Source organism: Aequorivita capsosiphonis DSM 23843 (genome assembly GCF_000429125.1).
Lineage (GTDB): Bacteria > Bacteroidota > Bacteroidia > Flavobacteriales > Flavobacteriaceae > Aequorivita > Aequorivita capsosiphonis.
The window spans coordinates 183953-210490 of the sequence record NZ_KE386850.1 but is presented as its reverse complement, the minus strand read 5'-3'; the positions used below and the strand labels follow the sequence as shown (position 1 = coordinate 210490).

General features: G+C 37.6%; 32 protein-coding genes. 8 read left to right on the top strand and 24 right to left on the bottom strand.

Translation table 11 applies throughout. The features are described 5' to 3' along the window. The first annotated feature begins 37 nt into the window (after nucleotides 1-37). The 8 genes from G440_RS0118335 to mgtE all read left to right on the top strand — a co-directional run bounded on the left by G440_RS0118335 (nucleotide 38) and on the right by mgtE (nucleotide 9901). A complete protein-coding gene (locus G440_RS0118335) occupies nucleotides 38-727 on the top strand; it encodes a response regulator transcription factor (protein ID WP_034259956.1) in 690 nt (229 codons plus the stop codon). Further along, a complete protein-coding gene (locus G440_RS20385) occupies nucleotides 717-1373 on the top strand; it encodes a hypothetical protein (RefSeq protein ID WP_034259954.1) in 657 nt (218 codons plus the stop codon). The genes G440_RS0118335 and G440_RS20385 overlap by 11 nt, the downstream gene beginning before the upstream one ends. Nucleotides 1374-1389: 16 nt before the next feature. Next, on the top strand, nucleotides 1390-2088 hold the full coding sequence (locus G440_RS20380; RefSeq protein ID WP_342663980.1) for a sensor histidine kinase: 699 nt from the start codon (nucleotides 1390-1392) through the stop codon (nucleotides 2086-2088). A gap of 73 nt (nucleotides 2089-2161) precedes the next feature. After that, entirely contained in the window at nucleotides 2162-3460 is a 1299-nt protein-coding gene (locus tag G440_RS0118325) for a TolC family protein (RefSeq protein WP_034259949.1), read from the top strand. A 16-nt stretch (nucleotides 3461-3476) separates the two neighbouring features. Then, on the top strand, nucleotides 3477-4589 hold the full coding sequence (locus G440_RS0118320) for an efflux RND transporter periplasmic adaptor subunit (protein WP_026452627.1): 1113 nt from the start codon (nucleotides 3477-3479) through the stop codon (nucleotides 4587-4589). Between the two features lie 16 nt (nucleotides 4590-4605). Continuing rightward, nucleotides 4606-7707: an efflux RND transporter permease subunit gene (locus G440_RS0118315; RefSeq protein WP_026452626.1), complete on the top strand. Its 3102-nt coding sequence runs from the start codon at nucleotides 4606-4608 to the stop codon at nucleotides 7705-7707. Nucleotides 7708-7838: 131 nt separating this feature from the next. Then, nucleotides 7839-8462, top strand: a complete 624-nt coding sequence (locus G440_RS0118310; RefSeq protein ID WP_026452625.1) for a class I SAM-dependent methyltransferase — start codon at nucleotides 7839-7841, stop codon at nucleotides 8460-8462. 125 nt (nucleotides 8463-8587) lie between these two features. Beyond that, the gene (gene mgtE / locus G440_RS0118305; protein WP_026452624.1) at nucleotides 8588-9901 is read left to right on the top strand and encodes a magnesium transporter; all 1314 of its coding nucleotides are present in this window, start codon (nucleotides 8588-8590) and stop codon (nucleotides 9899-9901) included. 156 nt (nucleotides 9902-10057) lie between these two features. Here the strand turns inward: mgtE and G440_RS0118300 are convergent, their stop codons facing one another. From G440_RS0118300 to rplN, 24 genes are all read right to left on the bottom strand, one after another. After that, entirely contained in the window at nucleotides 10058-10972 is a 915-nt protein-coding gene (locus G440_RS0118300; RefSeq protein ID WP_026452623.1) for a dimethylarginine dimethylaminohydrolase family protein, read from the bottom strand. Between the two features lie 63 nt (nucleotides 10973-11035). Further along, entirely contained in the window at nucleotides 11036-12322 is a 1287-nt protein-coding gene (locus G440_RS0118295) for a citrate synthase (RefSeq protein WP_026452622.1), read from the bottom strand. 176 nt (nucleotides 12323-12498) lie between these two features. Further along, the gene (gene eno, locus G440_RS0118290; protein ID WP_026452621.1) at nucleotides 12499-13785 is read right to left on the bottom strand and encodes a phosphopyruvate hydratase; all 1287 of its coding nucleotides are present in this window, start codon (nucleotides 13783-13785) and stop codon (nucleotides 12499-12501) included. A gap of 72 nt (nucleotides 13786-13857) precedes the next feature. Beyond that, nucleotides 13858-14979, bottom strand: a complete 1122-nt coding sequence (gene carA, locus G440_RS0118285; RefSeq protein ID WP_026452620.1) for a glutamine-hydrolyzing carbamoyl-phosphate synthase small subunit — start codon at nucleotides 14977-14979, stop codon at nucleotides 13858-13860. A gap of 403 nt (nucleotides 14980-15382) precedes the next feature. Further along, nucleotides 15383-16354, bottom strand: coding sequence for a T9SS type A sorting domain-containing protein (locus tag G440_RS0118275; RefSeq protein ID WP_026452619.1), 972 nt, complete (start codon nucleotides 16352-16354; stop codon nucleotides 15383-15385). Between the two features lie 336 nt (nucleotides 16355-16690). Next, entirely contained in the window at nucleotides 16691-17098 is a 408-nt protein-coding gene (locus G440_RS20375; protein ID WP_245574894.1) for a hypothetical protein, read from the bottom strand. A 70-nt stretch (nucleotides 17099-17168) separates the two neighbouring features. After that, the gene (rplQ, locus tag G440_RS0118265) at nucleotides 17169-17693 is read right to left on the bottom strand and encodes a 50S ribosomal protein L17 (protein WP_026452618.1); all 525 of its coding nucleotides are present in this window, start codon (nucleotides 17691-17693) and stop codon (nucleotides 17169-17171) included. A gap of 163 nt (nucleotides 17694-17856) precedes the next feature. Continuing rightward, nucleotides 17857-18849, bottom strand: coding sequence for a DNA-directed RNA polymerase subunit alpha (locus G440_RS0118260; RefSeq protein ID WP_026452617.1), 993 nt, complete (start codon nucleotides 18847-18849; stop codon nucleotides 17857-17859). A 21-nt stretch (nucleotides 18850-18870) separates the two neighbouring features. Beyond that, nucleotides 18871-19476 (bottom strand): 30S ribosomal protein S4, encoded by a 606-nt coding sequence (gene rpsD / locus G440_RS0118255; RefSeq protein WP_026452616.1) that lies wholly within the window; start codon nucleotides 19474-19476, stop codon nucleotides 18871-18873. 201 nt (nucleotides 19477-19677) lie between these two features. Then, nucleotides 19678-20079, bottom strand: a complete 402-nt coding sequence (rpsK, locus tag G440_RS0118250; RefSeq protein ID WP_026452615.1) for a 30S ribosomal protein S11 — start codon at nucleotides 20077-20079, stop codon at nucleotides 19678-19680. Between the two features lie 100 nt (nucleotides 20080-20179). After that, nucleotides 20180-20554 carry a 30S ribosomal protein S13 gene (gene rpsM / locus G440_RS0118245; RefSeq protein WP_026452614.1) on the bottom strand — a complete coding sequence of 125 codons (375 nt, stop codon included), beginning with the start codon at nucleotides 20552-20554 and terminating at the stop codon, nucleotides 20180-20182. Between the two features lie 3 nt (nucleotides 20555-20557). Continuing rightward, on the bottom strand, nucleotides 20558-20674 hold the full coding sequence (gene ykgO, locus G440_RS21065) for a type B 50S ribosomal protein L36 (RefSeq protein ID WP_009779203.1): 117 nt from the start codon (nucleotides 20672-20674) through the stop codon (nucleotides 20558-20560). 62 nt (nucleotides 20675-20736) lie between these two features. Continuing rightward, nucleotides 20737-20952: a translation initiation factor IF-1 gene (gene infA, locus G440_RS0118240; RefSeq protein WP_026452613.1), complete on the bottom strand. Its 216-nt coding sequence runs from the start codon at nucleotides 20950-20952 to the stop codon at nucleotides 20737-20739. Between the two features lie 97 nt (nucleotides 20953-21049). Then, nucleotides 21050-22393: a preprotein translocase subunit SecY gene (gene secY / locus G440_RS0118235; protein ID WP_026452612.1), complete on the bottom strand. Its 1344-nt coding sequence runs from the start codon at nucleotides 22391-22393 to the stop codon at nucleotides 21050-21052. Between the two features lie 12 nt (nucleotides 22394-22405). After that, nucleotides 22406-22858, bottom strand: coding sequence for a 50S ribosomal protein L15 (gene rplO, locus G440_RS0118230; protein ID WP_026452611.1), 453 nt, complete (start codon nucleotides 22856-22858; stop codon nucleotides 22406-22408). 14 nt (nucleotides 22859-22872) lie between these two features. Then, nucleotides 22873-23052, bottom strand: a complete 180-nt coding sequence (gene rpmD / locus G440_RS0118225) for a 50S ribosomal protein L30 (RefSeq protein WP_026452610.1) — start codon at nucleotides 23050-23052, stop codon at nucleotides 22873-22875. Nucleotides 23053-23063: 11 nt separating this feature from the next. Then, nucleotides 23064-23588 carry a 30S ribosomal protein S5 gene (gene rpsE / locus G440_RS0118220; protein ID WP_026452609.1) on the bottom strand — a complete coding sequence of 175 codons (525 nt, stop codon included), beginning with the start codon at nucleotides 23586-23588 and terminating at the stop codon, nucleotides 23064-23066. 8 nt (nucleotides 23589-23596) lie between these two features. Then, nucleotides 23597-23953: a 50S ribosomal protein L18 gene (rplR, locus tag G440_RS0118215; RefSeq protein ID WP_026452608.1), complete on the bottom strand. Its 357-nt coding sequence runs from the start codon at nucleotides 23951-23953 to the stop codon at nucleotides 23597-23599. Between the two features lie 11 nt (nucleotides 23954-23964). Continuing rightward, nucleotides 23965-24507, bottom strand: coding sequence for a 50S ribosomal protein L6 (gene rplF / locus G440_RS0118210; protein WP_026452607.1), 543 nt, complete (start codon nucleotides 24505-24507; stop codon nucleotides 23965-23967). A 15-nt stretch (nucleotides 24508-24522) separates the two neighbouring features. Further along, a complete protein-coding gene (gene rpsH / locus G440_RS0118205; protein WP_026452606.1) occupies nucleotides 24523-24924 on the bottom strand; it encodes a 30S ribosomal protein S8 in 402 nt (133 codons plus the stop codon). A gap of 88 nt (nucleotides 24925-25012) precedes the next feature. Beyond that, entirely contained in the window at nucleotides 25013-25282 is a 270-nt protein-coding gene (gene rpsN, locus G440_RS0118200) for a 30S ribosomal protein S14 (protein WP_026452605.1), read from the bottom strand. Between the two features lie 3 nt (nucleotides 25283-25285). Then, nucleotides 25286-25837 (bottom strand): 50S ribosomal protein L5, encoded by a 552-nt coding sequence (gene rplE / locus G440_RS0118195; RefSeq protein WP_026452604.1) that lies wholly within the window; start codon nucleotides 25835-25837, stop codon nucleotides 25286-25288. A gap of 2 nt (nucleotides 25838-25839) precedes the next feature. After that, on the bottom strand, nucleotides 25840-26154 hold the full coding sequence (rplX, locus tag G440_RS0118190; protein ID WP_026452603.1) for a 50S ribosomal protein L24: 315 nt from the start codon (nucleotides 26152-26154) through the stop codon (nucleotides 25840-25842). 13 nt (nucleotides 26155-26167) lie between these two features. Then, on the bottom strand, nucleotides 26168-26536 hold the full coding sequence (rplN, locus tag G440_RS0118185; protein ID WP_026452602.1) for a 50S ribosomal protein L14: 369 nt from the start codon (nucleotides 26534-26536) through the stop codon (nucleotides 26168-26170). Nucleotides 26537-26538 lie beyond the last annotated feature (2 nt).

Below are 26538 nucleotides of genomic sequence, written 5' to 3'. Positions count from 1 at the left end.
CAACACCCTATAAAGTGCAAATGCTATCTTTGTAGTTATGAAAATTTTGATTGTAGAAGACGACCATACTTTAAGCCTTAATATTTCAGACGCATTAAATGCCGATGGATTTTTTCCAGAAGTAGTTTACGACGGACTGTTAGCTGAACGCATGCTGAAAAAAAAACGCTACAATTGTATAGTCATGGACGTAAACCTTCCTGGACGAAACGGTTTTGATCTCTGCAAGTTATTTCGAGAATACGATAGTGTTACGCCAGTAATTATGCTCACTGCATTTGCCGAACTCGAAGATAAAGTTCAAGGCTACGATTGTGGCGCCGATGATTATCTTACCAAACCTTTTTTTATGCGTGAACTAATAATGAGAATTAAATCACTCATTAAACGCAGTCAAAATGCTTCAAAGGAAAGCTTAAAAATCAAAATCACAACTGGAGATATAGTCTTGAAAAAAGACCAAAAAAAAGTGCTACGTCAGGGAAAAGAAATAAAACTTACTCCTAGAGAATATCAAATCCTCCTCAAACTTATGGAACACAGCGGAGAAATAGTTTCAAAAGCAGATTTGATAGAGAGTATTTGGGGTGGCTCGTTTCAGGCAAACACGAATACCATTGAGGTTTACATGAATTTTCTACGCAATAAAATCGACAAGCCATTTGGAAAAAACACCATCAAAACCAAGATCGGTTATGGGTATTATTTGGATGTAAATGAAAATTAAAAACAAAATACGGCTCTATTTTTCAACTACGGTAATTGCCCTCACGGCGCTTTCCTCAGTTATTATATTCATATTATTTGCTGAATATCGCGAGGAAGAATTTCAGCAACGCCAAAAGGAAAAGATAAAATATACCCTTGGTCTGATAACGGAGTATAAAGAGTTGAGTGAAAACCTCAGCGCCATAATGGACAAGCTGACAATTCACGATTTCTACGACGAAAAAATGTTGATTTATGACCAGCAAAAACAAATCATCTATAAAAGTGTAGACGATCTACAAATTGAGGAGACCGCAGCAATTCTAAATGAACTGTCACCCGCAAAGCAATGGATAGAAACTAAGGAAGAGAAATACGACGTTATTGGAATGTATCTTGAAAGCGATGCCAAAGCTTATTACGCATTAAGCAAGGCCTATGACGCTTTTGGATATACCAAGTTGAATTTTCTCCAAAATACCCTCATCGTTATATTTATTGTAATTACTGGAATCGTAGTTTTTATCTCGAATTATCTATCTCGAAAAATCTCCAGTCCACTTACCAATCTCGCTGAGAAAGTGGGGAATTTAAACATCAATGATAAAAGTTTTAAGGGTCTTGAAATTGACACTACTAGCTATGAAATAAAAATACTTAGGTGACAAATTTAACCAACTTATCAATCGTACAAACGATGCTTTCGCCTTTCAAAAACACGCCGCTCAACATATTTCGCATGAATTAAAAACTCCAATAGCAGTTTTGGTTTCTGAATTGGAACGCGCTAAAAATATTCCAGATGAAAAGACAAAAAATGAAGTGATTGAAAACCAAATCAACAAGGCAAAGTCGTTGGCGGATGTTATTACCGTATTATTAGAAATCTCCAAAAACGAATCCGGAAACGAAATCTCATTGGAAACAATTAGATTGGACGAATTGATATTCAATGGTATTGAAGAACTTTCGATTACCAATCCTGAGTTTCGTTTTGAAATAAGTTTTAAACCTGATAACATACACGAAAATCAACTGGAGCTAAAAGCGAATACACTTCTAATAAATCAGGCATTTTTAAATGTGATGCGCAACTGTATTTTCTATAGTTTGAATCCTCAGGCAAAGATCATTTTTGATGGCACCGCCGCTAATCAAATCAGTATATCCTTTATCAACGAAGGAAACCCGATTGCTCCTGAAGAAGAGAAATATCTGTTCGATCATTTTTATAAGGGCAGCAATAATCCTAGACTTACGGGTTTTGGATTAGGCCTTGTTCTTACCAAGAAAATTGTTGAGTTACACCATGGATCAATAACCTATTCCAATCCTTCGGGTAATAAAATCCAGTTCGATATCAGCTTTCCTTTAAGCTAAACTTTATTGACTTTAAGGTCTTTTTAAGGTCGATAGTTTCAGTTTTGCACCATAACCTAGTGGAGCAAAATCTATGAACTATTACAAGCGAGCAATATTCGCACTTCTCTTTCTTTTTATCACTGTTGCCCAAGCACAAGAGCAAATGAACTTCAGCCGTCAGGAAGCAGAAGCAATTTTCTTAAAACAAAACCTGAGTCTTATTGCAGAAAAACTGGAAATTCCAAAAGCGCATGCTGCAGTGCTTCAGGCCAAATTATGGCCCAATCCTACGCTTTCCGTAAGTGAAGTAAACCTTTGGGCAACCGACAGGCAAAAGGAAGTTTCGGGGGAAGAGTTACCTCCACTCTTTGGCGACTATGGAAAACATCAACAATTTGGTGTAGGCATTGAACAACTCATCCAAACTGCTGGGAAACGAAAAAAATTAATGGCTTTGGAACAGGTTTCCGCAGATAAAGCCGAGCAGTATTTTGAAGATTTACTTCGGAATCTAAAAGCTGAATTCCGAAACCAACTCACCGAATTACAATTCCTACAATTTCATAAAAGAGTTTATGACAGCCAGATTGATGCCATCAAAACGCTTACAAAAGCTTATGAAAAACAAGTAAACCAAGGTCACATTCCAAAAGGTGAATTTATTCGCCTAAAAGCCTTGGAACTACAGTTTTCAAGAAATAGCAAGGATATAGGTAAGGATATTAATTCAGCGCAAAAAGAACTGAAGCAGCTGATGCGTTTGCCAGCCGAAATCCAATTGATGCTTACGGATGAGGATTACATCATCGATACTGATCAATTTAAATTACTACAATTGGAATCGATGCAAACGATGGCGAAAGCTACCCGCTCCGACCTAAAAATTGCCGAACTGGATCAAAAACATTACGAAAAATTATACGCTTTTGAAAGAGCGCAACGCGTTCCAGATATTACTTTCAAAATAGATTATGATCGGGGAGGCAATATCCTTTACAATTTTGTTGGTTTCGGTTTTGAGATTGACCTCCCCATTTTTAATCAGAATCAAGGAAATATAAAAGCGGCTAAAATTGGCATGGAACAATCGGAATTCCTATACCAAGAAAAAACACTTGCCGTAGAAAACGAATTGATAATGGCTTATAAAAATCTATCAGATGCAATTGCTTTTTTCGAAAGTATTAACCCAGATTACGAAGCTACCTTAGATTCACTTTTAGAAAATTACACTAAAAATTTCGGCGACAGAAATATTAGTCTTTTGGAATATATCGATTTTCTGGAAGCCTATATGAGCAATAAAAAAATTATCCTTGAAGCAGGAAAAGAGCTTCACGAAAAAGCGGAAGCCTTGAATTATGTTGTGGGCCAAGACATCATCAATTAATATAAAAATCTATAAAATGAAAAATAAAATCCTATCCATTTCGCTTCTGCAATTATTCATATTAGCATTATTGCTTAGTAGCTGTTCCAAAAACAAAGAACTTCCTCCAAAATACAACGCAGAAAATTATTGTATTGACGAGAGTTTTAAGGAAAAAATAGCCCTAGCACAACCCAAGCTTCAAAAAATAACCGAAAATATTCCACTAACCGGCGTTGTGGAAACCAATCCCGACAAATTAGTTCATTTTATAAGTTTGGTAGATGGTATTATTTCGCAGACCTATTTTTCCTTAGGAGATCACGTTAAAAAAGGACAGGTTTTAGCCGATTTAAGAAGTGCTGAACTCGCTGAACTATACGCTCAATCCACGACAATTAATTCACAAATCAAAGTATCTGAACAAGGCTTAAAAGCAACTCAAGCTATGTTTGACGATGGTATTTCTTCACAAAAAGAATTGATGAATTCAGAAAGCGAATTAGCAATCTTAAAAGCAGATAAAGAGCGAATAGAATCGCAGTTAAGTCTTTTTAGCGCAAGCCCCGAGACAGGAGTTTTTAAAATGCGAGCGCCACATTCAGGAATTATAACCGCAAAATCCATTACCAATGGCGGGCCCATTTCTTCTGGTGTGGAATCTTTATTCACAATTTCAGATCTTAATGATGTTTGGGTAATGGTAAATATTTATGCCAGTAATGTTAGAAATATTACTAAAGACATGGAGGTTGACATAAAAACACTCTCCTATCCCGATGAAGTTTTTAAAGGAAAAATAACCAATATATCCCAGGTATTGGACGAGGAAGCAAAGGTTTTAAAAGCGCGCGTGGTTTTGCCCAATTCAAATTTTAAATTAAAACCCGGAATGTTAGTAGATGTTAGCGCCCTAAAAACAAGTGAAATCTCTGCCCTTAGTATTCCTACAGACGCACTGGTTTTTGACAATAACAAAAATTATGTTGTGGTCTATAAAGACGATTGTGATATGGAAATACGAAATATCAAAACCAGTTCCAAAGGTAACGGCAACACTTTTATCGTAGAGGGACTTGCGGAAAGTGACCAAATAGTTTCAAAAAACCATTTGCTCATTTACGAACAGCTTAAAAACTTTCAGAAATAATTCAGAATAATTCAGAATGAAAAAATTTATCCAAGGCATCGTTGGCTTTTCGCTAAAGAATTCCATCATCGTCTTTTTCCTAACATTCCTTTTACTAATTGCGGGAATCTATAGTTATATACATACACCTATTGAAGCCTTCCCTGACGTTACAAACACTAGGGCGCGAATAATAACCCAATGGTCGGGACGAAGTGCCGAAGAAGTGGAAAAGTTTGTGACGCTTCCTATAATGAAGGAAGTGAATACAATTCCTAAAAAAGCACAAGTACGATCCATTTCGTTATTTGGACTTTCAGTGGTTACCGTAATCTTTGATGACGATGTTGATGATTTTTACGCACAGCAATACGCCTCAAACCGTATGCAAGGAATTGATCTTCCCGATGGTGCCAAAGCCGAAATTGAACCACCTTATGGCGCAACAGGTGAAATTTTTCGCTATGTATTAAAGAGTGATAGACCAATTAATGAATTAACCGCCATTCAAGATTGGGTTGTGGAACGTGAACTAGTTTCCGTTCCTGGCGTAGCAGATGTTGTGAGCTTTGGAGGAGAAGAAAAAATATATGAAATAAAAATTAATCCCACGGAATTGGCGAATTACGACTTATCGCCTTTGGAAGTTTATGAGGCCGTTTCAAAAAGTAATATCAACGTTGGTGGCGATGTAATTGAAAGAGGAAGTCAGGCTTATGTAGTTCGTGGGGTTGGATTGTTGGAAGGAATTGAGGATATAGAAAACATCCTGATCGAGGTTCGCGGCACAACTCCAATTTTGGTAAAACACGTAGCAGAAGTTAATATCTCAGCAAAACCTAGATTGGGTTCTGTGGGATTGCAAGATGATGACGATTTAGTACAAGGAATTGTGGTGATGCTCCGTGGAGAAAACCCAGATGACGTAATTGCGAACGTCAAAAAGAAGATTGCTGACCTCAACGAACGGATTCTTCCAGATGATGTGTTGATAGAACCTTTTATTGACCGAACCGATTTGGTAGAAGCTACAGTAAATACAGTGAGCAAAAACTTATTGGAAGGAATTATATTAGTTTCATTGATTGTTTTCATCTTTCTGTTTAATTGGCGTACCACTGTTATTGTTGCAACGGTAATTCCGCTGTCCTTCCTTTTTGCCTTAATAATGCTGCGTATTCAAGATTTACCCGCAAACTTAATTTCTATGGGTGCCATCGACTTTGGATTACTACTGGAAGGAACCTTGGTTATTGTGGAAACTGTGTTTGTGGCGATGGATAAAAAGGCCAAAGAAGTTGGAATGGAAAAATTCAATAAAATGAGTAAGCTCGGACTAATTAAAAAGAGCGCGGGCAGTGTTGCAACTTATATCGTCTTTGCGCAAATCATACTTATTGTAGCATTATTACCCATTTTCTCGTTCCAAAAAGTAGAAGGCAAAATGTTTTCTCCTTTGGCATTTACTTTAGGATACGCACTTCTTGGATCACTAATCCTTAGCATAACCTATGTACCAGCAATGATTAAGGTTTTGCTTAAGAAGAATATTGTGGAAAAGGAAAACAGAATTTCCCGATTTTTCCAAAACAATTTATTCAATCTTTTTTTATGGAGTAGTAGGCGAAAAAAAGCAACACTTTATGGTTTTCTTGGACTTCTAACTTTGTGTACTGTCAGTTTTATGTTTTACGGCACCGAATTTATTCCAAACCTAAATGAAGGCGCCCTTTATGTTCGTGCTACATTGCCAAATAGCGTTAACATTGATGAATCCAACCGTTTGGCTAAAGAAATTAAGAATGAACTACGCGATTTTAAAGAAGTGAAATTTGTTTTAAATCAGGTAGGTCGTCCTAATGATGGAACAGATCCCACAGGTTTTTTCAATATTGAATTTCATATTGAACTCCATCCTGAAAAAGAATGGGAGCGCAAGATTAGTAAAAAAGAACTTATTGAAGAAATGCGAACCATGCTTCATACTAATCCGGGAATAGTTTTTGGATTTAGCCAGCCTATTCAAGATAACGTAGAGGAATATGTGGCAGGAGTAAAAAGTTCATTAGTCGTAAAAATTTTTGGTGATGATCTTTTTGAACTTGAAGAATATGCAGATCAAGTAGCAAATAGTATCAAAGACATTGAAGGGATTGAAGACTTAAATGTGTATCGAAATATCGGTCTCCCAGAACTTCGTATAAAATTCGATGAAATACCAATGGGAAAATATGGCGTGGCAATGGCAGATGCGCAAGCTGTAGTTGAAATGGCTATAGGCGGAAGAGCTGCCACTACTTTTTATGAAGACGAACGTATGTTTGATGTACATATTCGTTTTCAAAAAGAATATCGCGACAATCAGCAAAAGATTGGAGAGATATTAATCCCGACACTTAGTGGCGATAAAATCCCTTTGCGGGAAATAGCCGATATAGATTTTATTACCGGCCCAACATTTATTTATCGAGAAGGGAGTAGTCGTTATATTGCTGTAGGTTTTAGCATTGAAGGCCGTGATTTAGGAAGTACAATTGCGGAAGCCAAGGAAAAAGTTGAAGCAAATGTAAAACTTCCAAAAGCCAATAAGATGGAATGGGCAGGTGAGTTTGAAAGTAAGGAACGCGCCAGTAAACAATTGGCGGTAATTGTTCCTGCCGTACTATTATTGATTCTGTTTTTACTTTATTTCAATTTCGGAACTATTAGAGATACCCTAATAGCCGCGTCTACCATTCCGTTTGCGTTTATTGGCGGATTTTTTTCGCTGTGGATTACTGGAACTATTTTTGGAATTTCAGCAGGAATTGGTTTTATCATTCTCTTTGGAGTGAATACCATTAATGCAATAATTCTTATTGCGGCAATAAAGGAGAATATGCGTAAATACAATTTGAAAGAATCTATCGCAGAAGGGGTGAAAAGTAGAATTAGGCCAATTGTAATGATTGCACTTATGGGTTCTATGGGTTTATTACCAGCTGCACTTTCAACTGGTATGGGATCAGAAATCCAAAAACCACTAGCTATTATGATTGTGGGAGGACTCTTGATTTGTCTAATTTTATCGCTTACCGCGCTCCCACAAATGTTTTATTTGGCATATAGAAGTTCTGAAAAAAAGAAATTAGAAGAGTAAAACTCTTATTTCTCTTTACTTTTAATAATCTCTGGGGATTATCATTTTTTTCATCTTTGGCTTAGCATTCCAAATCACAAATAATTTTCTTTATAGCAATACTTTTATAGATTTGCTGGAAAGCTACATTCATGGAAAATTTCGATCGTAAAAAACATTGGGAAAATATATACCAAACAAAAGAGCTCCCAGAGGTAAGTTGGTTTCAACCAACTCCAGAAACATCGCTAGATTTAATCGCAAAGGCTGGTGTTTTAAAGAATGCTAAAATAATTGACATTGGCGGCGGTGATAGTTTCTTGGTTGATTATTTACTCGACCTGGGATACACAGATATTCGAGTTTTGGATATTTCCAATGCCGCAATTGAACGCGCTAAAAAACGCTTGGGTGAACGAGCCATGCTTGTAAAGTGGATCGTGACCGACGTTGCTGAATTTAAACCTTCCGAAAAATACGATATTTGGCACGATCGTGCTGCTTTTCACTTTTTAACCAAAGAAGATGAAATAGCTGAATATGTAAAAACAGCCAGCAACAGCCTTAATCAGGGTGGACATTTAATAATTGGGACATTTTCCGATAAAGGCCCCGAAAAATGTAGCGGCATAGCGATAAAGCAATACACCGAAAATAGTTTAGTAAACCTTTTTTCAAATACATTTCAAAAAACAGCGTGCAACGAGGTAGAACATCAAACTCCGTTCAACACGACACAAAATTTCATCTTTTGCAGCCTTAAAAAGAAAGCTTGAATCAGCTTTTTCAAAATTTATCTATGATTTCGAACTACTTTTGTTAAGTATGTTTACCCAACAATAAAATACTGTTTTGTAGCGACAGATTTCTTCATAATACCTTAAAAAATATTTTGGCTATGGTGAATTTTCAAAATCAACACCCCGCAGATATTGCTGAGCAATTAAGTGAATTGGACAACGACGAAAGAAACTTGTCTTTTTTAATGCTTTCACCAGAGAAAAAAACACAGGTTTTTAAATTTTTGGAGCCCGCTGTACAGATAAAAATCATTAAAGCATTAGGCAATAAAGAACTTTCAATAGTACTAAACAACCTACCTCCCGATAATAGAACCAAGCTTTTTGAAAATTTTCCCGATCATCTTATCAAGACCTCTATCAATCTCCTTAATAATGAGGAAAGAGAAATTGCGCTCAGTCTAATTGGTTACAAAAAAGATAGTATCGCGCGACTGATGACGCCGCATTATATACAAACAAAAGCGGATAAAACAGTAACTCAAGTTTTAACCCATATTAAAAAAGAAGGTAAAAAAGCGGAGACCTTAAACTTTGTGTATGTAGTAGATGAAAACAACGTATTGATTGATGACCTTAGAATTGGTCAATTACTACTTGCAGAACCTGATACAAAAATATCGGAGCTAATGGATAGGCACGTTTTGGCAATTTCGGCAACCACCCATATTGAGGATGCTGTTGATATTTTTGACAAGTATGATCGGTCGGCATTACCCATTATAACCGAAAGTGGGGTTTTGGTTGGTATCGTGACTTTTGATGATATCCTAGACGAAGTGCAGGACCAAACCACTGAAGACATTCAAAAATTTGGGGGTACGGAAGGTTTAGAAATGTCTTATACGCAATCAACGCTTTTAGATTTGGTAAAGAAAAGAGCCGGCTGGTTAGTGATCCTCTTTTTTGGGGAAATGCTTACGGCATCTGCAATGGGGTTTTTTGAAGGTGAAATTGAAAAAGCCGTAGTATTAGCTTTATTTGTTCCATTGATTATTTCTAGTGGTGGTAACTCAGGTTCGCAAGCTGCTTCACTTATTATTCGGGCAATGGCATTAAAAGAGTTAAAGCTAAGGGATTGGTGGTACGTAATGAAAAAAGAAATACTTTCGGGACTCTTATTAGGTCTAATCCTTGGAACCATTGGATTTTTACGTATTCTATTATGGCAAGAAACCGGTCTCTACGATTATGGCGAATTTTGGTTGGAAGTGGCTTTAAGCGTTTCTGTTTCCTTAGTCTTTATCGTGCTTTGGGGAACACTTTCCGGCTCCCTGATTCCCTTTGTTTTAAAGTGGTGTAAGTTAGATCCAGCAACTGCTTCCGCTCCATTTGTTGCAACATTAGTGGACGTTACGGGAATTATTATTTTCTTTTCTGTAGCTGCCTTCTTTTTGGCGGATAAGCTTTTGTAATTGAAAACCTCTACCAAATGAGAAGCTCGTTTGGAACGTAGTAATTGTTTGGAGTTTGGAGTTTGGAGTTTGAAGTTTGAAAAATAGTTAATTAAACACAAAAGACCCTTTTTAAATTTCTTTAAAAAGGGTCTTTTACTTGAATAATTTAGTATTCTAATCCCGAATCAATGGCATGGTGGAACAGCGCAACAAACCTTCCTGTTTCGCAATTTCAGCGTAAGGAACTTCTTCCACAGTAAAACCATTGTCACGCAACCAAGTGTTGAGACGTGTAAAGTTTTTTTCTGAAATAACTACTTCTGGTGAAATAGAGAAAATGTTGCTGTTCATATTATACATTTCCTGCTTGGTAATATGAAAACAGTTTTCCTTTCCGAAGAAATCAACTAGCCATTCATATTCTTCTTCAATCAAAAAACCTTCTTTGTGGATGATGGCTTTTCCTTGGCCCAAAGGTTGAAAACAACAATCCAGATGCAGGGAATTGTCTTCTGCAACGGTATTGCTTTTTTTAAGATTGAACGATTTTACTTTTTTATGCGGAAACAATTTTTGAAGATGTTTCACAGCATTCATGTTGGTACGTGCAGTAATATAACTTGGGTAATCATCTCCATAATAGGTACCTACAAAAATATAATCTCCCCAAGGCATTACGTCTCCACCCTCGATATGTGCATTTTCAGGAAACTCAATAATTTTTGAAGCATCTATCGTTTCGATTACTGAATGTATAGCGTCTATTTCCTTACTGCGATCTTCAAGAATATTGGCTTTTATAAACTTATCTTCAATCACAAAAGCAATGTCTCTTGTAAAAATCTGGTTATAACCTTCTATTGAATCCGGACGAAAAACCTTTACATCATATTTTTTAAAAACTTCAGCTACCGCTTCCATTTCCTTCATCATATCTTCATCTTTGGGATATGTTCCCGCTTTAATATGCTCTGCCGATTTAGGATCGTAGGCATCTTCCAATTTCGGCACTGGGCCATTGCTGTCTGCTCTTCCTAATACTACGGCGCGTAGCCTAGAAATTTCGTCGTTAACGTTCAATTTTATCATAGCGCAAATATAAAAAAAGCACCTCGATACCGAAGTGCTTTTAAATATAATAAAAATTCGTAATTATCTTTTTTCTACAGGAAGAAATTCGCGGTGCGTTTTCCCAACATATATTTGTCGTGGACGGCCTATCGGCTCCTTGTTTAAGCGCATCTCTCTCCATTGTGCTATCCAACCTGGAAGTCTTCCCAAAGCGAACATTGGAGTAAACATCTCAACTGGAATGCCCAAAGCACGATATATAATTCCTGAGTAGAAGTCAACATTTGGATATAGTTTTCTTTCTACAAAATATGGATCTTCCAAAGCTTCCTTTTCAAGTGCTTTTGCTATATCTAAAACGTCATCTTCAATTCCTAAATCATCCAAAAGTGCATCTGCCGCCTTTTTGATGATTTTTGCTCGTGGATCAAAGTTTTTATATACTCTATGCCCAAAGCCCATCAAACGGAAGGGATCATCTTTATCCTTGGCTTTTGCCATAAACTTTTTAGTATCTCCTCCATCTTCCTTAATAGCTTCCAGCATTTCAATTACCGCTTGGTTTGCCCCTCCATGAAGTGGTCCCCATAAGGCTGCAATACCCGCAGAAATAGAAATAAACAAACCAGCATGAGATGAACCTACAATACGTACTGTTGAAGTAGAACAGTTCTGTTCGTGATCTCCGTGAAGAATCAACAATTTATCGAGTGCTTCTAAAACCACTTTATTGGTAATGTATTCGCCACTTGGTTTTTTAAACATCATTTTTAGGAAGTTGTCCACATAACCAAGAGAATCTCCACCGTAATCCAATGGAAGTCCCATACGTTTTCTATAAGTCCAAGCTGTTAGTACAGGGAATTTTCCAAGAATCTTAACAATAGCCTTATACATATCCTCCTCACTATCAACATTTACCGAAGAAGGGTTAAATGCAACCAAGGCAGAAGTCAATGAAGACAAGACTCCCATAGGATGAGCCGATTTTGGAAATCCATCCAATATCTTTTTCACATCCTCATCAACGTGAGATTGTGCCTTTATATCGGCGTGAAATTTATTAAGTTGTTGCTCAGTTGGCAAATCACCAAAAATAAGAAGATAGCAGACTTCCAGAAAATGTGCTTTTTCGGCTAATTCTTCAATCGAATAACCTCTATAACGTAGAATTCCTTTTTCTCCATCTAAAAAGGTTATCGCACTTTCACAAGCTCCTGTATTTTTATAGCCAGGATCCAGTGTTACAACACCACCTGTGTCTGCCCTAAGGCTCTTTATATTTATTCCCAGTTCGTTCTCAGTTCCTTCCACAACGGGAAACTCATACTTTTTGCCATCTATCTCGAGGGTTGCCATTTTTGCCATATAATAATATATTTTTTAATTTATTCAGAAATGCTAAGTTACGAAATTTCAAGGAATTTTTTTAACATTATCGACTATTCTTAGGTTAAAAAATCCTTAAATCATAGGTCATACAGCGGATTCATGTGTAAAAGATAACGCCATTTTCCGCTGTTTTTCAAATTCGAACTATAGCATTAAAATTTAAAAGCCTTTTCTTGAGGGAAATACGCTACATCGCCTAACTCTTCTTCAATTCTAAGGAGTTGATTGTATTTGGCCATTCTATCACTTCGGGAGGCCGAACCTGTTTTAATTTGCCCACAATTTAATGCCACGGCAAGATCTGCAATAGTATTATCTTCAGTTTCTCCGCTTCTGTGGGACATTACTGAAGTATAACCCGCACGATGCGCCATATTCACTGCAGCAATAGTTTCGGTTAAGGTTCCAATTTGATTCACTTTTATTAAAATTGAATTGGCTATCTTTTCAGAAATTCCCTTTGAAAGTCTTTCAACGTTCGTCACGAATAAATCGTCTCCTACAAGCTGTACTTTATCGCCAATTTTTTCGGTCAAGTATTTCCAGCCTTCCCAATCGTTTTCGTCCATTCCATCCTCTACAGAAATGATAGGGTATTTTTCGCATAATTCGGCCAAATAATCTGCCTGCTCTGTTGATGTACGCACTTTTCCCTTCTCACCCTCAAATTTGGAGTAATCGTATTTTTTCTTCACATAAAATTCCGCTGCAGCGCAATCTAATGCGATCATAACATCATCACCCAGTTTGTAACCAGCTTTTTTAGTCGCTTTTGCAATAGTGTCCAAAGCATCTTCGGTGCCGTCCAAAGTTGGTGCAAAACCACCTTCGTCACCCACAGCTGTACTCAAACCGCGATCGTGTAAAACTTTTTTAAGGTTGTGAAAAATCTCTGACCCCATTTGCATGGCGTGTGTGAAGTTCTTTGCCTTAACTGGCACAATCATAAATTCCTGAAAAGCAATAGGAGCATCACTGTGCGAGCCTCCATTAATAATATTCATCATTGGAAGCGGAAGGGTTTTCGCACTCACGCCACCTACGTAGCGATATAAAGGCATCCCTAATTCATTGGCTGCAGCTTTTGCAGCGGCTAAGGAAACACCAAGAATTGCATTGGCACCAAGTTTCGACTTGTTAGGAGTACCGTCTAAATCGATCATTATTTTATCAATAAGCTCTTGTTCAAAAACTGAAACGCCTAAAAGCTCTATAGCGATCTTTTCTCTTACATTGTTAACCGCTTTTAAAACTCCTTTTCCCAAATATGTTTTTCCGCCGTCGCGAAGTTCTACAGCCTCGTGTTCCCCAGTTGATGCTCCTGAAGGAACTGCCGCACGGCCCATAAAACCGTTTTCGGTGATTACGTCCACTTCAATTGTTGGATTTCCTCTAGAGTCGAAGATTTGTCTGGCTTTGATATCGATAATGATACTCATCTATATATTATTTATTGTTATTATATTATCTGAAAAAACCTGACAGGTTTTGGAAACCTGTCAGGTTTAAATTTATACGGTTTGCAATTTATGTTTTTCAATACTTTCTATAAATTGATCAAAAAGATACGAAGCATCGTGCGGCCCTGGACTTGCTTCGGGATGATACTGCACTGAAAATGCGGGTTTGTTCTTCATCCGGATTCCTGCTGCTGTATGGTCGTTAAGATGTTCGTGGGTAATTTCGATATTTTTGTTAGCCTCTGCTTCTTCTCTATTAATAGCGAAACCGTGGTTTTGTGAGGTGATTTCACCTTTTCCTGTAATTAAGTTCATCACAGGATGGTTAATTCCGCGGTGGCCATTGTGCATTTTATAAGTAGAAATACCGTTAGCCAAAGCTAACATTTGGTGTCCTAAACAGATTCCAAACATCGGTAACTCTTTTTCTAGAACAGTCTTTACAACTTCTATCGCACTAAGAAGAGGTTCGGGATCTCCAGGACCGTTTGAAAAGAAATATCCATCAGGATTAAAAGCTTCCATTTCTGAAAAACTAGTATTGTATGGAAAAACCTTGATATAGCAATCTCGTTCTGCAAGCCGACGAAGGATGTTTTTCTTTATTCCCAAATCTAAGGCTGAAACTTTATACTTGGCATTTTCATTTCCGTAGAAATAAGGTTCCTTTGTAGACACTTTTGAAGCGAGTTCGAGTCCGTCCATATTCGGAACATCTGCCAATTGCTTTTTTAACCCTTCAATATTATCAACACCAGTAGAAATTACCGCATTCATTGCGCCATTGTCGCGAATGTAGTTTACCAATGCCCGCGTATCAACATCACTAATTGCGAGTAAGTTGTTTTCATTTAAAAATTCTTCCAAAGAAGCATCAGCAGCATCTCGTGAATAATGATAGCTGAAATTACGCACTACCAAACCGGCAATTTTCACCCCATCAGATTCAACTTCGTCTTTGTTAACTCCGTAATTACCAATATGGGTGTTGGTAGCTACCATAATTTGTCCAAAATAGGAAGGATCTGTAAAAATCTCTTGATAACCGGTCATTCCCGTATTGAAACAAACCTCGCCGAAGGCTGAGCCCTCTTTGTTTCCAACCGCTTTTCCGTAGAAAATGGTTCCGTCTGCCAATAAAATAAGTGCTTTTTTTCGTGTTTGGTATTTCATTCTTTTGAAGGGTTTCAGGTTTTTGGTTTCAGGTTAAAAGTTGAAAAGGTTCGTAATCGAACTCTGAGCAACTAGCTTTTCCAAATTCTTTGCAAAAATAGTATAAAAAAAGGGATAAACGAAAACGCTTATCCCTTTGTTAGTTAATGAATTCAAATTCATTTATTCTTCTTCTTTACCTTCGTCAACCTCGACTTTCGTGGCGGGAAATTTTCTTGATGAAGTGGCTTTATGGTTTTGGGTGGTAAAATTTTCATGCAAGGACGCAGAGACGCAAAGTTGTACTGCCGTGTATTCTTAAAGTCATTTACGGAAATAGCATAAAAAAAGGGACAAACGAAAACGCTTATCCCTTTCTTGGCTTGTTCCGAAAATTTAGATTCTCAGAATGATTTTCTCCTAATTATTGCTTTATAAATTTCTTGGTAGTTGATCCCGTTTCACTTTCAATTCTTATGAAATAGATTCCGTTGGAAAGATTTGATACGTCGATTTCATTTTCAACCTTTGTTGTATTTGTCTTCTGTCCAAGTGCATTATAAATCCTGAAAGTAAAGTCATTAGACTGGGTTCTAATATTCAGATAATCAGAAGTTGGATTTGGATAGATTTGGAAATCTGCTTTTGAGTAATCTTCTGTTGATAGAGACTCTGGCGTAAATCTGTAAACTGTACCTGTTGGTATATTACCATTTAGCGATCCCTCGGCATTGTCATCGCCTTCTAAAATAACCACACTCGGATTGGCAGGATCTCCAGTTAAAAGATAAGCATTTTGAATAAAAACGCTATCATCATTATTAAATAGTGGAGCAAAAGCTACCATTGGCCCGGCTTCTTCTTCATAAGATTCGAAAGGATTATCGATTTGACTTGAACCATAATGAAACTCAATAACATTGGACCCTTCAAAGAACCAAACCTGAAAATTCATAAAGTCTGAAGCAAATGAATCATCATAAAACCCGGCATTACTCCATTGGATTTTTAAAATTTTGTTCCCAGCAGAACCCTCAATTTTATATGAAATTGGCGATAATGAAACGCCAGTGGTTTCACCTAGATCAACCATATCTTGCCCTATGGGAACAATTACAGCAGTAGTACCAAATTCTAACGCAGGAAATGTGGTTAATTCTGCCCCTAATCCATCAGCTGGAAAATAAATGGTATTATACGTTATTCCACCCAGAATAAAATCGAAACCCAATGAAATTGTGTATGCAGGATCATCCCAAACGTCACCATTGTTTAGCGATGTGCTTTCAACTAAATTTTGATAAGCAATATTTTCTGTTTGAAATTCATAAACGCTCTGAGCATTTATTAAGACACCATAAAACAGAAAAACAGGTAAAAGTATTTTCTTTATCATAAGTGGTAAATACAAAAATCAAGAGATAAGTATTTGATTAATAGCGCGCAAAGATCGTGTGAAAATAATTCTGGACAAATAAAAATCAATTTTTTTTATAATTAATATTAATGTAAATTGTAATTATTCAGGAAGTGAAAAGGGACAAACGAAAACGCTTATCCCTTTGTTATTCTTTTAACTGGAACAAAATCAATCTTTATTGGAGTTCAAATTCAAACCGATATTCAGTTGCACCATTAAAGGCCAAAAACCCGTATTTCCATTACTATCAAAATAGAACTGTGGCCCTACATCAAATAATAAATGAATATTTCCATATTCTCTTTGAAGTGCCTACGTAGGACCTACTGCAAAATCGAAATCGGACTTTCTAAATACATTATCTGCCATTGAAGGTCCATGTGTTATAATCCTTGCAGAGAGAAAATTACCTGAATTTCCAGAAACTTGCTTCCCTTTAGCAACTCGCTTTTTAAAGTTATAAAGTTGTTTAAATTGCAAATCTAAAAAAGGAGCGATTATATAAACAAATCCATTTCCTCCATAGGTTAACTCGGGGTAAGTGCCATTGTAGCCAACACCCACATTTGTTGAGAACGTGCTTTTTTCGGCAACAGGCATTTCCAGCTCCACTCCTGGATTTATAAAATTAACCCGCCATACTCTTTCTGTGAATGCTTCTTCTTGTCCTTGCACCAATAAGGTGGTCAAAAGAAACAATGCGATTAGTAGATTTTTCATCGCGTATTTTTTTTCAAAAAAAAACCGCCAAGATAACTTGGCGGCGTTTAATATATTTGAATCAAGAAAATTATTCCTCTTCTTTTCCTTCGTCCGCCTTAGCTTTAGCAGCGGTAGATTCTTTTGCTGGAGTAGCTTTTGCATCAGTTGAAGCAGCAGCATCAGTTCCGGAACCACTTCCACGACGGCTTCTACGTGTGGTTTTCTTCTTAGTAGCTTTTCCTGCGTTGTAAAGCTCGTTGAAGTCAACAAGTTCTATCATTGCCATATCAGCGTTATCACCTTGTCGATTCCCCAGTTTAATTATACGAGTATAACCTCCTGGACGATCACCTACTTTTGGAGCAACAGTTCTGAAAAGTTCAGCAACTTGCTCTTTTTGACGCAATTTTGCCATAACCAAACGACGGTTGTGCGTAGTGTCTTCCTTAGACTTTGTTATTAATGGCTCAACAAATTGCTTTAAAGATTTCGCTTTGGCAACGGTAGTGTTGATTCTTTTATGTTCAATTAAAGAACTAGCCATGTTCGCCATCATAGAGTGTCTATGGGCAGTTTTTCTACTTAATTGATTTATTTTTTTTCCGTGTCTCATGACATTTTTATTTTCATCATCTTGCTACTGGACCAGCCTTAGGCTGGGAGCAAATTATGATGGATTAATAATTAATAGACCTGCCTGCCGGCAGGCGGGTTGGACATGTTAGACGTTAGATATGAGACTTCTAAAATCTCAGATCTAACATCTCACGTCTACTTTAGTCTTTGTCTAGTTTATACTTTGCAAGATCCATCCCGAAGTTTAGGCCTTTTACATTTACAAGCTCTTCAAGCTCTGTAAGTGATTTTTTACCGAAGTTACGGAACTTCATCAAGTCGTTTTTATTGAAAGATACAAGGTCGCCCAAAGTATCAACTTCTGCAGCTTTTAAACAGTTTAGCGCACGAACCGAAAGATCCATATCTACTAGTTTAGTTTTAAGCAACTGACGCATGTGAAGGGATTCTTCATCATAAGTTTCAGTTTGTGCAATCTCATCTGCCTCCAAAGTAATACGCTCATCGCTGAACAACATAAAGTGGTGGATTAATGTTTTTGCAGCTTCAGTCAATGCGTCTTTTGGGTTAATAGACCCGTCAGTTTGTATTTCGAAAACCAATTTTTCGTAATCTGTTTTCTGCTCTACACGGAAATTTTCAATGCTGTACTTCACATTTTTTATTGGCGTGTAGATAGAATCTGTAAAGATAGTACCCAAAGGAGCATTCGCTTTTTTGTTCTCTTCAGCAGGAACATAACCACGACCTTTTTCGATAGTAATTTCGAAGTTAAGGTTTACTTTAGACTCCATATTACAGATTACCAAGTCTGGATTCAACACTTGAAAACCAGAAATAAATTTTTGGAAATCACCAGCTTTTAACTGGTCTTTACCAGAAACTGAAATGGTAACTGTTTCGTTATCTATTTCGTCTATCTGTCTTTTGAACCGAACTTGCTTCAGATTCAAAATAATTTCTGTAACGTCTTCCACTACTCCAGCGATGGTAGAAAATTCGTGATCCACGCCTTCGATGCGAACCGAAGTGATGGCGAATCCTTCCAATGAGGAAAGTAGCACACGTCTTAATGCGTTACCGATGGTAAGTCCGTAACCTGGTTCCAAAGGGCGAAATTCAAATTTCCCCTCGAAATCGGTCGAGTTTACCATTATAACTTTATCAGGCTTCTGAAAACTAAATACTGCCATAATTGACTTTCTTTGTTTTAATTATTTAGAATATAATTCAACGATTAGCTGCTCGTTCACATTTTCTGGAATTTGAATACGCTCTGGGATAGAAACGAAAGTTCCTTCCTTCTTTTCGCCATTCCAAGTAATCCACTCATACACGTGACTTGCATTTGCCAAAGAGTTGTTGATTGCCTCAAGAGATTTTGACTTCTCTCTAACGGCCACTACATCACCAGCTTTAAGTTGGTATGATGGAATGTTTACTTTTTCACCATTAACGGTGATGTGACGGTGAGAAACTAATTGTCTTGCGCCAGAGCGACTTGGAGAAATCCCCATTCTGTACACTACGTTGTCTAAACGAGACTCACACATTTGAAGTAATACAGCACCTGTAATTCCAGGAGCAGCATTCGCCTTTTTAAACATGTTTCTAAACTGACGTTCCAAAATACCATAGGTGTATTTTGTTTTTTGCTTTTCCATTAACTGGATAGCATATTCAGATTTTTTACCACGACGACGGGTGTTCCCGTGTTGCCCTGGAGGGTAATTTCTTTTTTCGAAAGATTTGTCGTCTCCGAAGATTGCTTCCCCGAATTTACGGGCGATTTTAGTTTTTGGACCAGTATATCTTGCCATTTCTAATTTAAGGTTTTGAAGAAAAAACTAAATTAAGGTCATTTTGTTGAGACAGGATATATCCTGTCTTTACTATCCTTTAGTTTTCAATTTCTTCAGATTGATACTTATTATTGATTATTATCTATTATTATTTTTTATTGTTATTGTGTATTATTTCGCCAGATGAGGAGGTATAATAAAAAACAACAATAAATAATATTAGACTCTTCTTCTTTTTGGAGGACGGCATCCGTTGTGTGGCATTGGAGTAACATCAATAATTTCAGTTACTTCAATTCCAGCATTGTGGATAGAACGTATTGCAGATTCTCTACCGTTACCTGGTCCTTTTACATAAACTTTTACTTTACGTAAACCAGCGTCGTGTGCAACTTTCGCACAATCTTCTGATGCTAACTGAGCAGCGTAAGGCGTGTTTTTCTTAGATCCACGGAAACCCATTTTACCGGCTGAGGACCAAGAGATAACATCTCCATTTTTATTTGTCAAGGAAACAATAATGTTGTTGAAGGAAGCTGTAATGTGTGCTTCACCTACTGACTCAACATTAACCTTACGTTTCTTGACTGATTTTGTAGTTTTTTGACTTGTCTTTGCCATAACTTCTAGTGATTTAGGTTGTAGTGCTTAGTGGAAGATATCTCAGCTGAAGAATTATAAAATATTCAACCAAAACCATTCCCCTAAAATCTATCAACTGTTATTTAGTTGCTTTTTTCTTGTTAGCAACAGTTTTACGTTTTCCTTTTCTAGTACGTGAGTTATTCTTAGTACGTTGTCCTCTTAAAGGAAGACCCGATCTGTGACGAATACCTCTGTAACAACCAATATCCATTAAGCGTTTAATACTTAATTGAACTTCACTACGTAATTCACCTTCGATTTTGAACGATCCAACAGCGTCACGAATAGCCCCGATTTCATCATCGTTCCATTCACTTACTTTTTTATCCTCGTCAACTCCGGCTTTGTTCAGAATATCTTGGGCACGGCTTTTACCGATTCCGAAGATATACGTTAACGCGATTACACCCCTTTTGTGCTTCGGGATATCTACACCTGCGATTCTTGCCATAACTTATCCTTGTCTTTGTTTGAACTTTGGGTTCTTTTTATTAATTACATATAATCTGCCTTTCCTGCGTACAATCTTGCAGTCGGCACTTCTTTTCTTTACGGATGCTCTAACTTTCATCTGTTCTTATTTATATTTAGTATTCAATGAACCCTGAGGTTCGTCCCGATAGCTATCAGGGATTAATATCTGTATGTTATTCTCGCCTTCGTTAAATCGTACGGACTCATCTCAAGCTTCACTTTATCGCCTGGCAACAATTTAATGTAGTGCATTCGCATTTTACCAGAAATGTGAGCGGTTACAATGTGACCATTTTCCAATTCAACACGGAACATTGCGTTTGATAGTGCTTCCACTATACTTCCATCTTGTTCAATTGCGCTTTGTTTTGCCATTCTATTATTGGTATTTATCTTTAAATAGGTAAAAGATAGTATTTGTAATTTTTTTGCAAAAGTAACAAATACTATCTAATAATCACTATAATTTTAATTAAGCTACCGCTTTTCTGTTTTTTCCGCTTTTCATCAAGCCATCATAATGACGATTCAATAAATAGGAGTTCACTTGCTGCATCGTATCGATAGCCACACCTACCATAATAAGTAGTGATGTACCACCGTAGAACAATGCCCAACCTTGCTGAATTCCCATCAATTTAACAACGAATGCTGGTGCAATCGCGATCAAGGCTAGGAACACAGAACCTGGTAAAGTTATCTGCGACATAATTCGATCTAAATACTCAGCAGTTTGCGATCCTGGTTTAATACCTGGAATAAATCCACCGCTACGTTTTAAGTCGTCAGCCATTTTGTTTGTTGGTACTGTAATAGCCGTATAGAAATATGTAAATATTATAATCAATACTGCAAATACCAAGTTATACCAAAATCCGAAGATATCACTAAAGGTAGCTTGAATGCCCTGCGCAAATTCGCTGTCAGAGACACTTGCTACTGCTGCTGGTACAAACATAATTGCTTGCGCAAAGATGATAGGCATTACCCCAGAAGCGTTCAATTTTAATGGGATAAACTGTCTCGCTCCAAAAATATTCTTTTCGAAACCACCGCTTGCCGATCTTCTTGCATATTGAACCGGTATTTTCCGCACTGCCATTACCAACATAATTGATAGTAAGATAATCACAAACCAGATCACCAATTCAATAAGGATCATAATCAATCCTCCATTAGATTCCATTACTCTTGAAACGAATTCCTGAGCAAAGGACTGTGGCATACGTGCTATAATACCAACCATAATAAGTATGGAGATACCATTACCAATACCTTTGTCTGTAATTTTCTCACCCAACCACATTGCGAATATGGTTCCTGTTACCAAAATAATTACTGAGGAAACGTAGAACATTACGCTTTGCCCCATTATAAAGGCTTCTGCTGGCACACCCATTGCTGGAAGACCCGCTAGATAACTTGGTGCTTGAACCAAACAAATACCGATGGTTAACCAACGTGTAATTTGATTGATCTTCTTACGACCACTTTCTCCTTCTTTCTGTAGTTTCTGAAGGTAAGGAACCGCAATCTGCATCAACTGGACAACAATAGAAGCAGAAATATAAGGCATAATACCCAATGCAAAAACAGAAGCGTTGGCAAAAGCCCCTCCTGTAAATGCGTTTAGCAATCCACCAATTCCTCCAGCATCGAATTTGCCCGCAAATGATGCAAGCATATCGGCATCAATTCCAGGAAGCACGACTTGTGCCCCAAAACGATAAACCAATAGCATTCCCAGCGTAAGCAAGATGCGATTGCGCAGCTCTTCTATTCTCCAAACATTTTTTAAGGTTTCGATAAATTTCATCCTTATCTTTTGTTACAATGTTACTACTTCACCTCCGGCAGCTTCAATAGCTTCTTTTGCCGAGGCAGTAAACTTGTGCGCAGATACTTTTAGTTTTGCTTTTATCTCTCCTCTTCCTAAAATCTTAACCATTTCGTTCTTTCCAGCAAGACCTAAACCAACCAAGGTTTCAAAGTCAACGGCATCATTTATTTTTTTGTCGTCAACCAATTGTTGTAAGGTATCGATATTGATTCCCTTATACTCTTTACGGTTGATGTTTGTAAATCCAAACTTAGGAACACGACGTTGTAGGGGCATTTGTCCACCTTCAAATCCAAGTTTCTTAGAATAACCTGAACGTGATTTTGCTCCTTTATGTCCGCGGGTGGCAGTACCACCTTTACCGGAACCTTGTCCGCGACCTACTCGCTTGCCTTTGTTTTTCGCCGATCCTGCGGCGGGTTGTAAGTTACTTAAATCCATTTTTTTGTGTTTCCTTAATTAGTTTCAACTGAAACTAAGTGATTAACTTTATTGATCATACCAAGAATGCTTGGCGTATCTTCGTGTTCCACGGTCTGACCCATTTTGTTTAGGCCAAGAGCCTCCATGGTTCTCTTTTGGTTTTGTGGGCGCTTTATAACGCTTCTAACCTTTGTTACTTTAATTTTTGCCATCGCTTTGATATTTATCCTTTGAATACTTTTTCAAGTGAAATTCCACGCTGATCAGCAATTGTTTGTGCACTTCGCATTTGCAATAGGGCATCAAAAGTTGCTTTTACAACGTTATGTGGATTGGAAGATCCTTGAGATTTTGACAATACATCGTGTACCCCAACTGCCTCCAATACCGCACGTACTGCACCACCAGCAATTACTCCTGTACCAGGGGCTGCAGGAAGAAGGTTAACACGAGCTCCGCCGTATTTTCCTTTTTGCTCGTGTGGAAGCGTTACTTTGTTTAGAGGTATACGAACCAAGTTTTTCTTGGCATCTTCAATAGCTTTTGCTATTGCACTGGCAACATCCTTGGATTTACCAAGTCCTTGTCCAACCACACCTTTTTCGTCTCCAACAACTACGATAGCTGAAAATCCGAAGGCACGACCACCCTTGGTCACCTTGGTTACACGTTGTACACCTACCAAACGGTCTTTTAAATCTAGACCTCCTGGTTTTACTAATTCTACGTTTTTATAATCTTGATACATAATTTTACTTAGAATTTAAGGCCACCTTCGCGTGCACCTTCAGCTAATGATTTTACTCTTCCATGGTATAAGTAACCACCTCTGTCAAAAGCGATGGCTTCAACACCAGCTTTAGCAGCTTTTTCAGCGATTGCTTTTCCTACCATTTTTGCAGCTTCAGTTTTGTTAACTTTTGAAGCGTCAATATCTTTATCTCTTGAAGATGCGGCAGTAATGGTTTTTCCATTTACATCGTCAATTATCTGAGCGTAAATTTCTTTGTTGCTTCTGAAAACAGCCAAACGTGGACGACTTTCAGTCCCCCCAACAGTTTTTCTGATCCTCATGCGCAAGCGCTCTCTTCTTTCGTATTTTGATAATGCCATAACTCTATTTGTTATGCAGATTTACCTGCTTTTCTTCTTAATTGTTCACCTACAAACTTGATACCTTTACCTTTGTAAGGTTCTGGTCTACGGAAGGCACGGATTTTGGCCGCTACCTGTCCCACCAATTGCTTGTCGTGCGAAGTTAGTTTTACGATTGGGTTCTTACCTTTATCAGATATAGTTTCCACTTTTACTTCTGGAGCAATGTCCAAAACGATATTGTGTGAAAACCCTAAAGCCAAATCTAATTTTTGTCCTTGATTGCTAGCGCGGTAACCCACACCAACCAATTCTAAAGATTTGGTCCATCCGTTGTTTACACCTTCAATCATATTATTGATTAAGGATCTATAAAGACCGTGTCTTGCAGTGTGGTCTTTAGATTCAGAAGGGCGTTCCACTATTACGTGTCCGTCTTCTACTTTCACGGTTATATCAGAAAACTCCTGAGACAACTCGCCTAATTTTCCTTTTACGGTAACTACGTTGTCTTTTACATCAACTGTAACTCCTTGTGGGATTACTACCGGGCTTTTACCTATTCTTGACATCTCTTTGTCTATTTTTTAGTAAACGTAACATAATACTTCACCTCCAACATTCTGATCTTTGGCTTGCTGCCCTGTCATTACTCCCGAAGAAGTAGAAACAATAGCAATTCCCAAACCATTCAAAATACGAGGTAGTTCAGTTGAACCAGCATATTTACGTAAACCTGGTTTACTAATTCTTTGGATTTTTTTGATTATGGGCTCTTTACTAAGCTTGTCATACTTCAAAGCAATTTTGATAACACCCTGTGGGGTACTGTCGTCATCAAATTTATAGCTCAAAATGTAACCCTGATCAAAAAGGATTTTTGTAATCTCCTTTTTTAGATTTGAAGCTGGAATCTCAACTACGCGATGTCCGGCTTTTGCAGCGTTTCTAACTCTTGTTAGATAATCTGAAATTGGATCTATATTCATTTATCAATATTTGCGGAAGTGGTTTTTGTCCGTCAATCGGAACAAACCTACCACCAGTTTATACTTTTGTTTAGAACCCTAAAAGTTCTTACCAAGATGCTTTTCTTACACCTGGAATTAGGCCCTGATTGGCCATTTCACGAAACGTAACACGTGAAATTCCGAAAGTTCTCATATACCCTCTTGGTCTTCCGGTAATTTTACAACGATTGTGTAAACGTACAGGTGAGGCATCTTTTGGTAGTTTTTGCAAGCCTTCCCAATCTCCAGCTTCTTTTAAAGCTTTGCGTTTGGCCGCATATTTCAGTACCGTTTTTTGTCTCTTAACCTCGCGGGCTTTCATTGATTCTTTAGCCATCTCTTAGTTCTTTTTAAAGGGTAACCCTAATTCTTTTAATAATGATTTCGCTTCTTTATCGGTTTGTGCCGAAGTGATAAACGTAATGTTCATTCCTTCAATTTTCTTCACTTTATCGATATCGATTTCTGGGAAGATAATTTGTTCGGTAATTCCCAAAGAGTAATTTCCTCTTCCGTCAAAACCGGTAGCTTTAATTCCGTTAAAGTCACGTACCCTTGGCAAAGATGAAGTAACCAACCTGTCTAAAAATTCGTACATACGCTCTCCACGCAACGTAACTTTCACACCAATTGGCATTCCCTTACGAAGTTTAAAGTTTGCAACATCCTTCTTAGAATTTGTCGAAACCGCTTTTTGCCCGGTTATCTTTGTAAACTCATCAACTGAATAGTCAATAAGTTTTTTGTCAGCAACTGCTGCACCCACACCGCGGGAAACAACAATACGCTTCAATTTCGGTACCTCCATGACGTTTTTGTAACCAAATTCGTCAGTAAGTGAGTTGATCACTCTGCTTTTGTACTCTTCTTTAAGTCTTGGTGAATATGCCATAACTATATTGCTTGATCTGATTGTTTTGAAAACCGTACTTTCTTACCATCTTCCATTTTATAACCTACACGTGTTGCTTTACCAGATTTTGGATCTACTAAAGAAAGGTTTGAAACATGGATAGGAGCTTCTTTTTTCACAATTCCTCCTTGCGGATTTTTTGCACTTGGCTTCTCGTGTTTTGAAACCATATTAACTCCTTCTACGATTGCTTTGTTTTTGTCAAGGAATAATTTCATTACTTTACCTTCAGAACCTTTGTGGTCTCCGGCAGTAACTACTACTGTATCGCCTGATTTTATCTTAAGCTTTGTCATCTTAGTTTTCATATTAAAGCACCTCTGGTGCCAATGATACTATTTTCATAAATTGTCTGTCGCGAAGCTCTCTTGCTACCGGCCCAAAAACACGTGTTCCTCTCATTTCGCCCTGTGGGCCTAAAAGTACACAAGCGTTATCATCGAAACGGATGTAAGATCCATCAGGTCTTCTGATTTCCTTACGAGTACGCACTACTACTGCAGTAGAAACGGCTCCCTTCTTAATACTTCCATTAGGCGTTGATTCTTTAACAGAAACTACAATCTTATCACCTATAGAAGCATACCTTCTTTTTGTTCCGCCTAACACACGAATACAAAGTACTTCCTTTGCTCCGGTATTATCAGCGACTTTGAGTCTTGATTCTTGTTGTAACATAA

Bases quoted from the DNA above. Each gene is read 5' to 3' on its own strand.
- rpsN (WP_026452605.1), bottom strand. From the start codon at position 25,282: ATGGCTAAAGAATCAATGAAAGCCCGCGAGGTTAAGAGACAAAAAACG.
- rplX (WP_026452603.1), bottom strand. From the start codon at position 26,154: ATGACAAAGCTTAAGATAAAATCAGGCGATACAGTAGTAGTTACTGCC.
- rplR (WP_026452608.1), bottom strand. From the start codon at position 23,953: ATGGCATTATCAAAATACGAAAGAAGAGAGCGCTTGCGCATGAGGATC.
- eno (WP_026452621.1), bottom strand. From the start codon at position 13,785: ATGAGTATCATTATCGATATCAAAGCCAGACAAATCTTCGACTCTAGA.
- rplO (WP_026452611.1), bottom strand. From the start codon at position 22,858: ATGGATTTAAGTAACTTACAACCCGCCGCAGGATCGGCGAAAAACAAA.
- G440_RS20375 (WP_245574894.1), bottom strand. From the start codon at position 17,098: ATGAAAAATCTACTAATCGCATTGTTTCTTTTGACCACCTTATTGGTG.
- G440_RS0118325 (WP_034259949.1), top strand. From the start codon at position 2,162: ATGAACTATTACAAGCGAGCAATATTCGCACTTCTCTTTCTTTTTATC.
- G440_RS0118295 (WP_026452622.1), bottom strand. From the start codon at position 12,322: ATGGCAAAAATGGCAACCCTCGAGATAGATGGCAAAAAGTATGAGTTT.
- rplE (WP_026452604.1), bottom strand. From the start codon at position 25,837: ATGGCATATTCACCAAGACTTAAAGAAGAGTACAAAAGCAGAGTGATC.
- rpsE (WP_026452609.1), bottom strand. From the start codon at position 23,588: ATGTATCAAGATTATAAAAACGTAGAATTAGTAAAACCAGGAGGTCTA.
- rplN (WP_026452602.1), bottom strand. From the start codon at position 26,536: ATGTTACAACAAGAATCAAGACTCAAAGTCGCTGATAATACCGGAGCA.
- rpmD (WP_026452610.1), bottom strand. From the start codon at position 23,052: ATGGCAAAAATTAAAGTAACAAAGGTTAGAAGCGTTATAAAGCGCCCA.
- infA (WP_026452613.1), bottom strand. From the start codon at position 20,952: ATGGCAAAACAAAGCGCAATTGAACAAGATGGAAGTATAGTGGAAGCA.
- rpsH (WP_026452606.1), bottom strand. From the start codon at position 24,924: ATGAATATAGATCCAATTTCAGATTATCTAACAAGAGTTAGAAACGCT.
- rpsM (WP_026452614.1), bottom strand. From the start codon at position 20,554: ATGGCAAGAATCGCAGGTGTAGATATCCCGAAGCACAAAAGGGGTGTA.
- G440_RS0118335 (WP_034259956.1), top strand. From the start codon at position 38: ATGAAAATTTTGATTGTAGAAGACGACCATACTTTAAGCCTTAATATT.
- ykgO (WP_009779203.1), bottom strand. From the start codon at position 20,674: ATGAAAGTTAGAGCATCCGTAAAGAAAAGAAGTGCCGACTGCAAGATT.
- G440_RS0118315 (WP_026452626.1), top strand. From the start codon at position 4,606: ATGAAAAAATTTATCCAAGGCATCGTTGGCTTTTCGCTAAAGAATTCC.
- G440_RS0118300 (WP_026452623.1), bottom strand. From the start codon at position 10,972: ATGATAAAATTGAACGTTAACGACGAAATTTCTAGGCTACGCGCCGTA.
- G440_RS0118320 (WP_026452627.1), top strand. From the start codon at position 3,477: ATGAAAAATAAAATCCTATCCATTTCGCTTCTGCAATTATTCATATTA.
- rpsK (WP_026452615.1), bottom strand. From the start codon at position 20,079: ATGGCAAAGACAAGTCAAAAAACTACAAAATCAGTCAAGAAACGTAAG.
- G440_RS0118260 (WP_026452617.1), bottom strand. From the start codon at position 18,849: ATGGCAGTATTTAGTTTTCAGAAGCCTGATAAAGTTATAATGGTAAAC.
- G440_RS0118310 (WP_026452625.1), top strand. From the start codon at position 7,839: ATGGAAAATTTCGATCGTAAAAAACATTGGGAAAATATATACCAAACA.
- G440_RS0118275 (WP_026452619.1), bottom strand. From the start codon at position 16,354: ATGATAAAGAAAATACTTTTACCTGTTTTTCTGTTTTATGGTGTCTTA.
- carA (WP_026452620.1), bottom strand. From the start codon at position 14,979: ATGAAATACCAAACACGAAAAAAAGCACTTATTTTATTGGCAGACGGA.
- secY (WP_026452612.1), bottom strand. From the start codon at position 22,393: ATGAAATTTATCGAAACCTTAAAAAATGTTTGGAGAATAGAAGAGCTG.
- G440_RS20385 (WP_034259954.1), top strand. From the start codon at position 717: ATGAAAATTAAAAACAAAATACGGCTCTATTTTTCAACTACGGTAATT.
- rplF (WP_026452607.1), bottom strand. From the start codon at position 24,507: ATGTCAAGAATAGGTAAAAGCCCGGTAGTAATCCCACAAGGAGTTACA.
- rpsD (WP_026452616.1), bottom strand. From the start codon at position 19,476: ATGGCAAGATATACTGGTCCAAAAACTAAAATCGCCCGTAAATTCGGG.
- rplQ (WP_026452618.1), bottom strand. From the start codon at position 17,693: ATGAGACACGGAAAAAAAATAAATCAATTAAGTAGAAAAACTGCCCAT.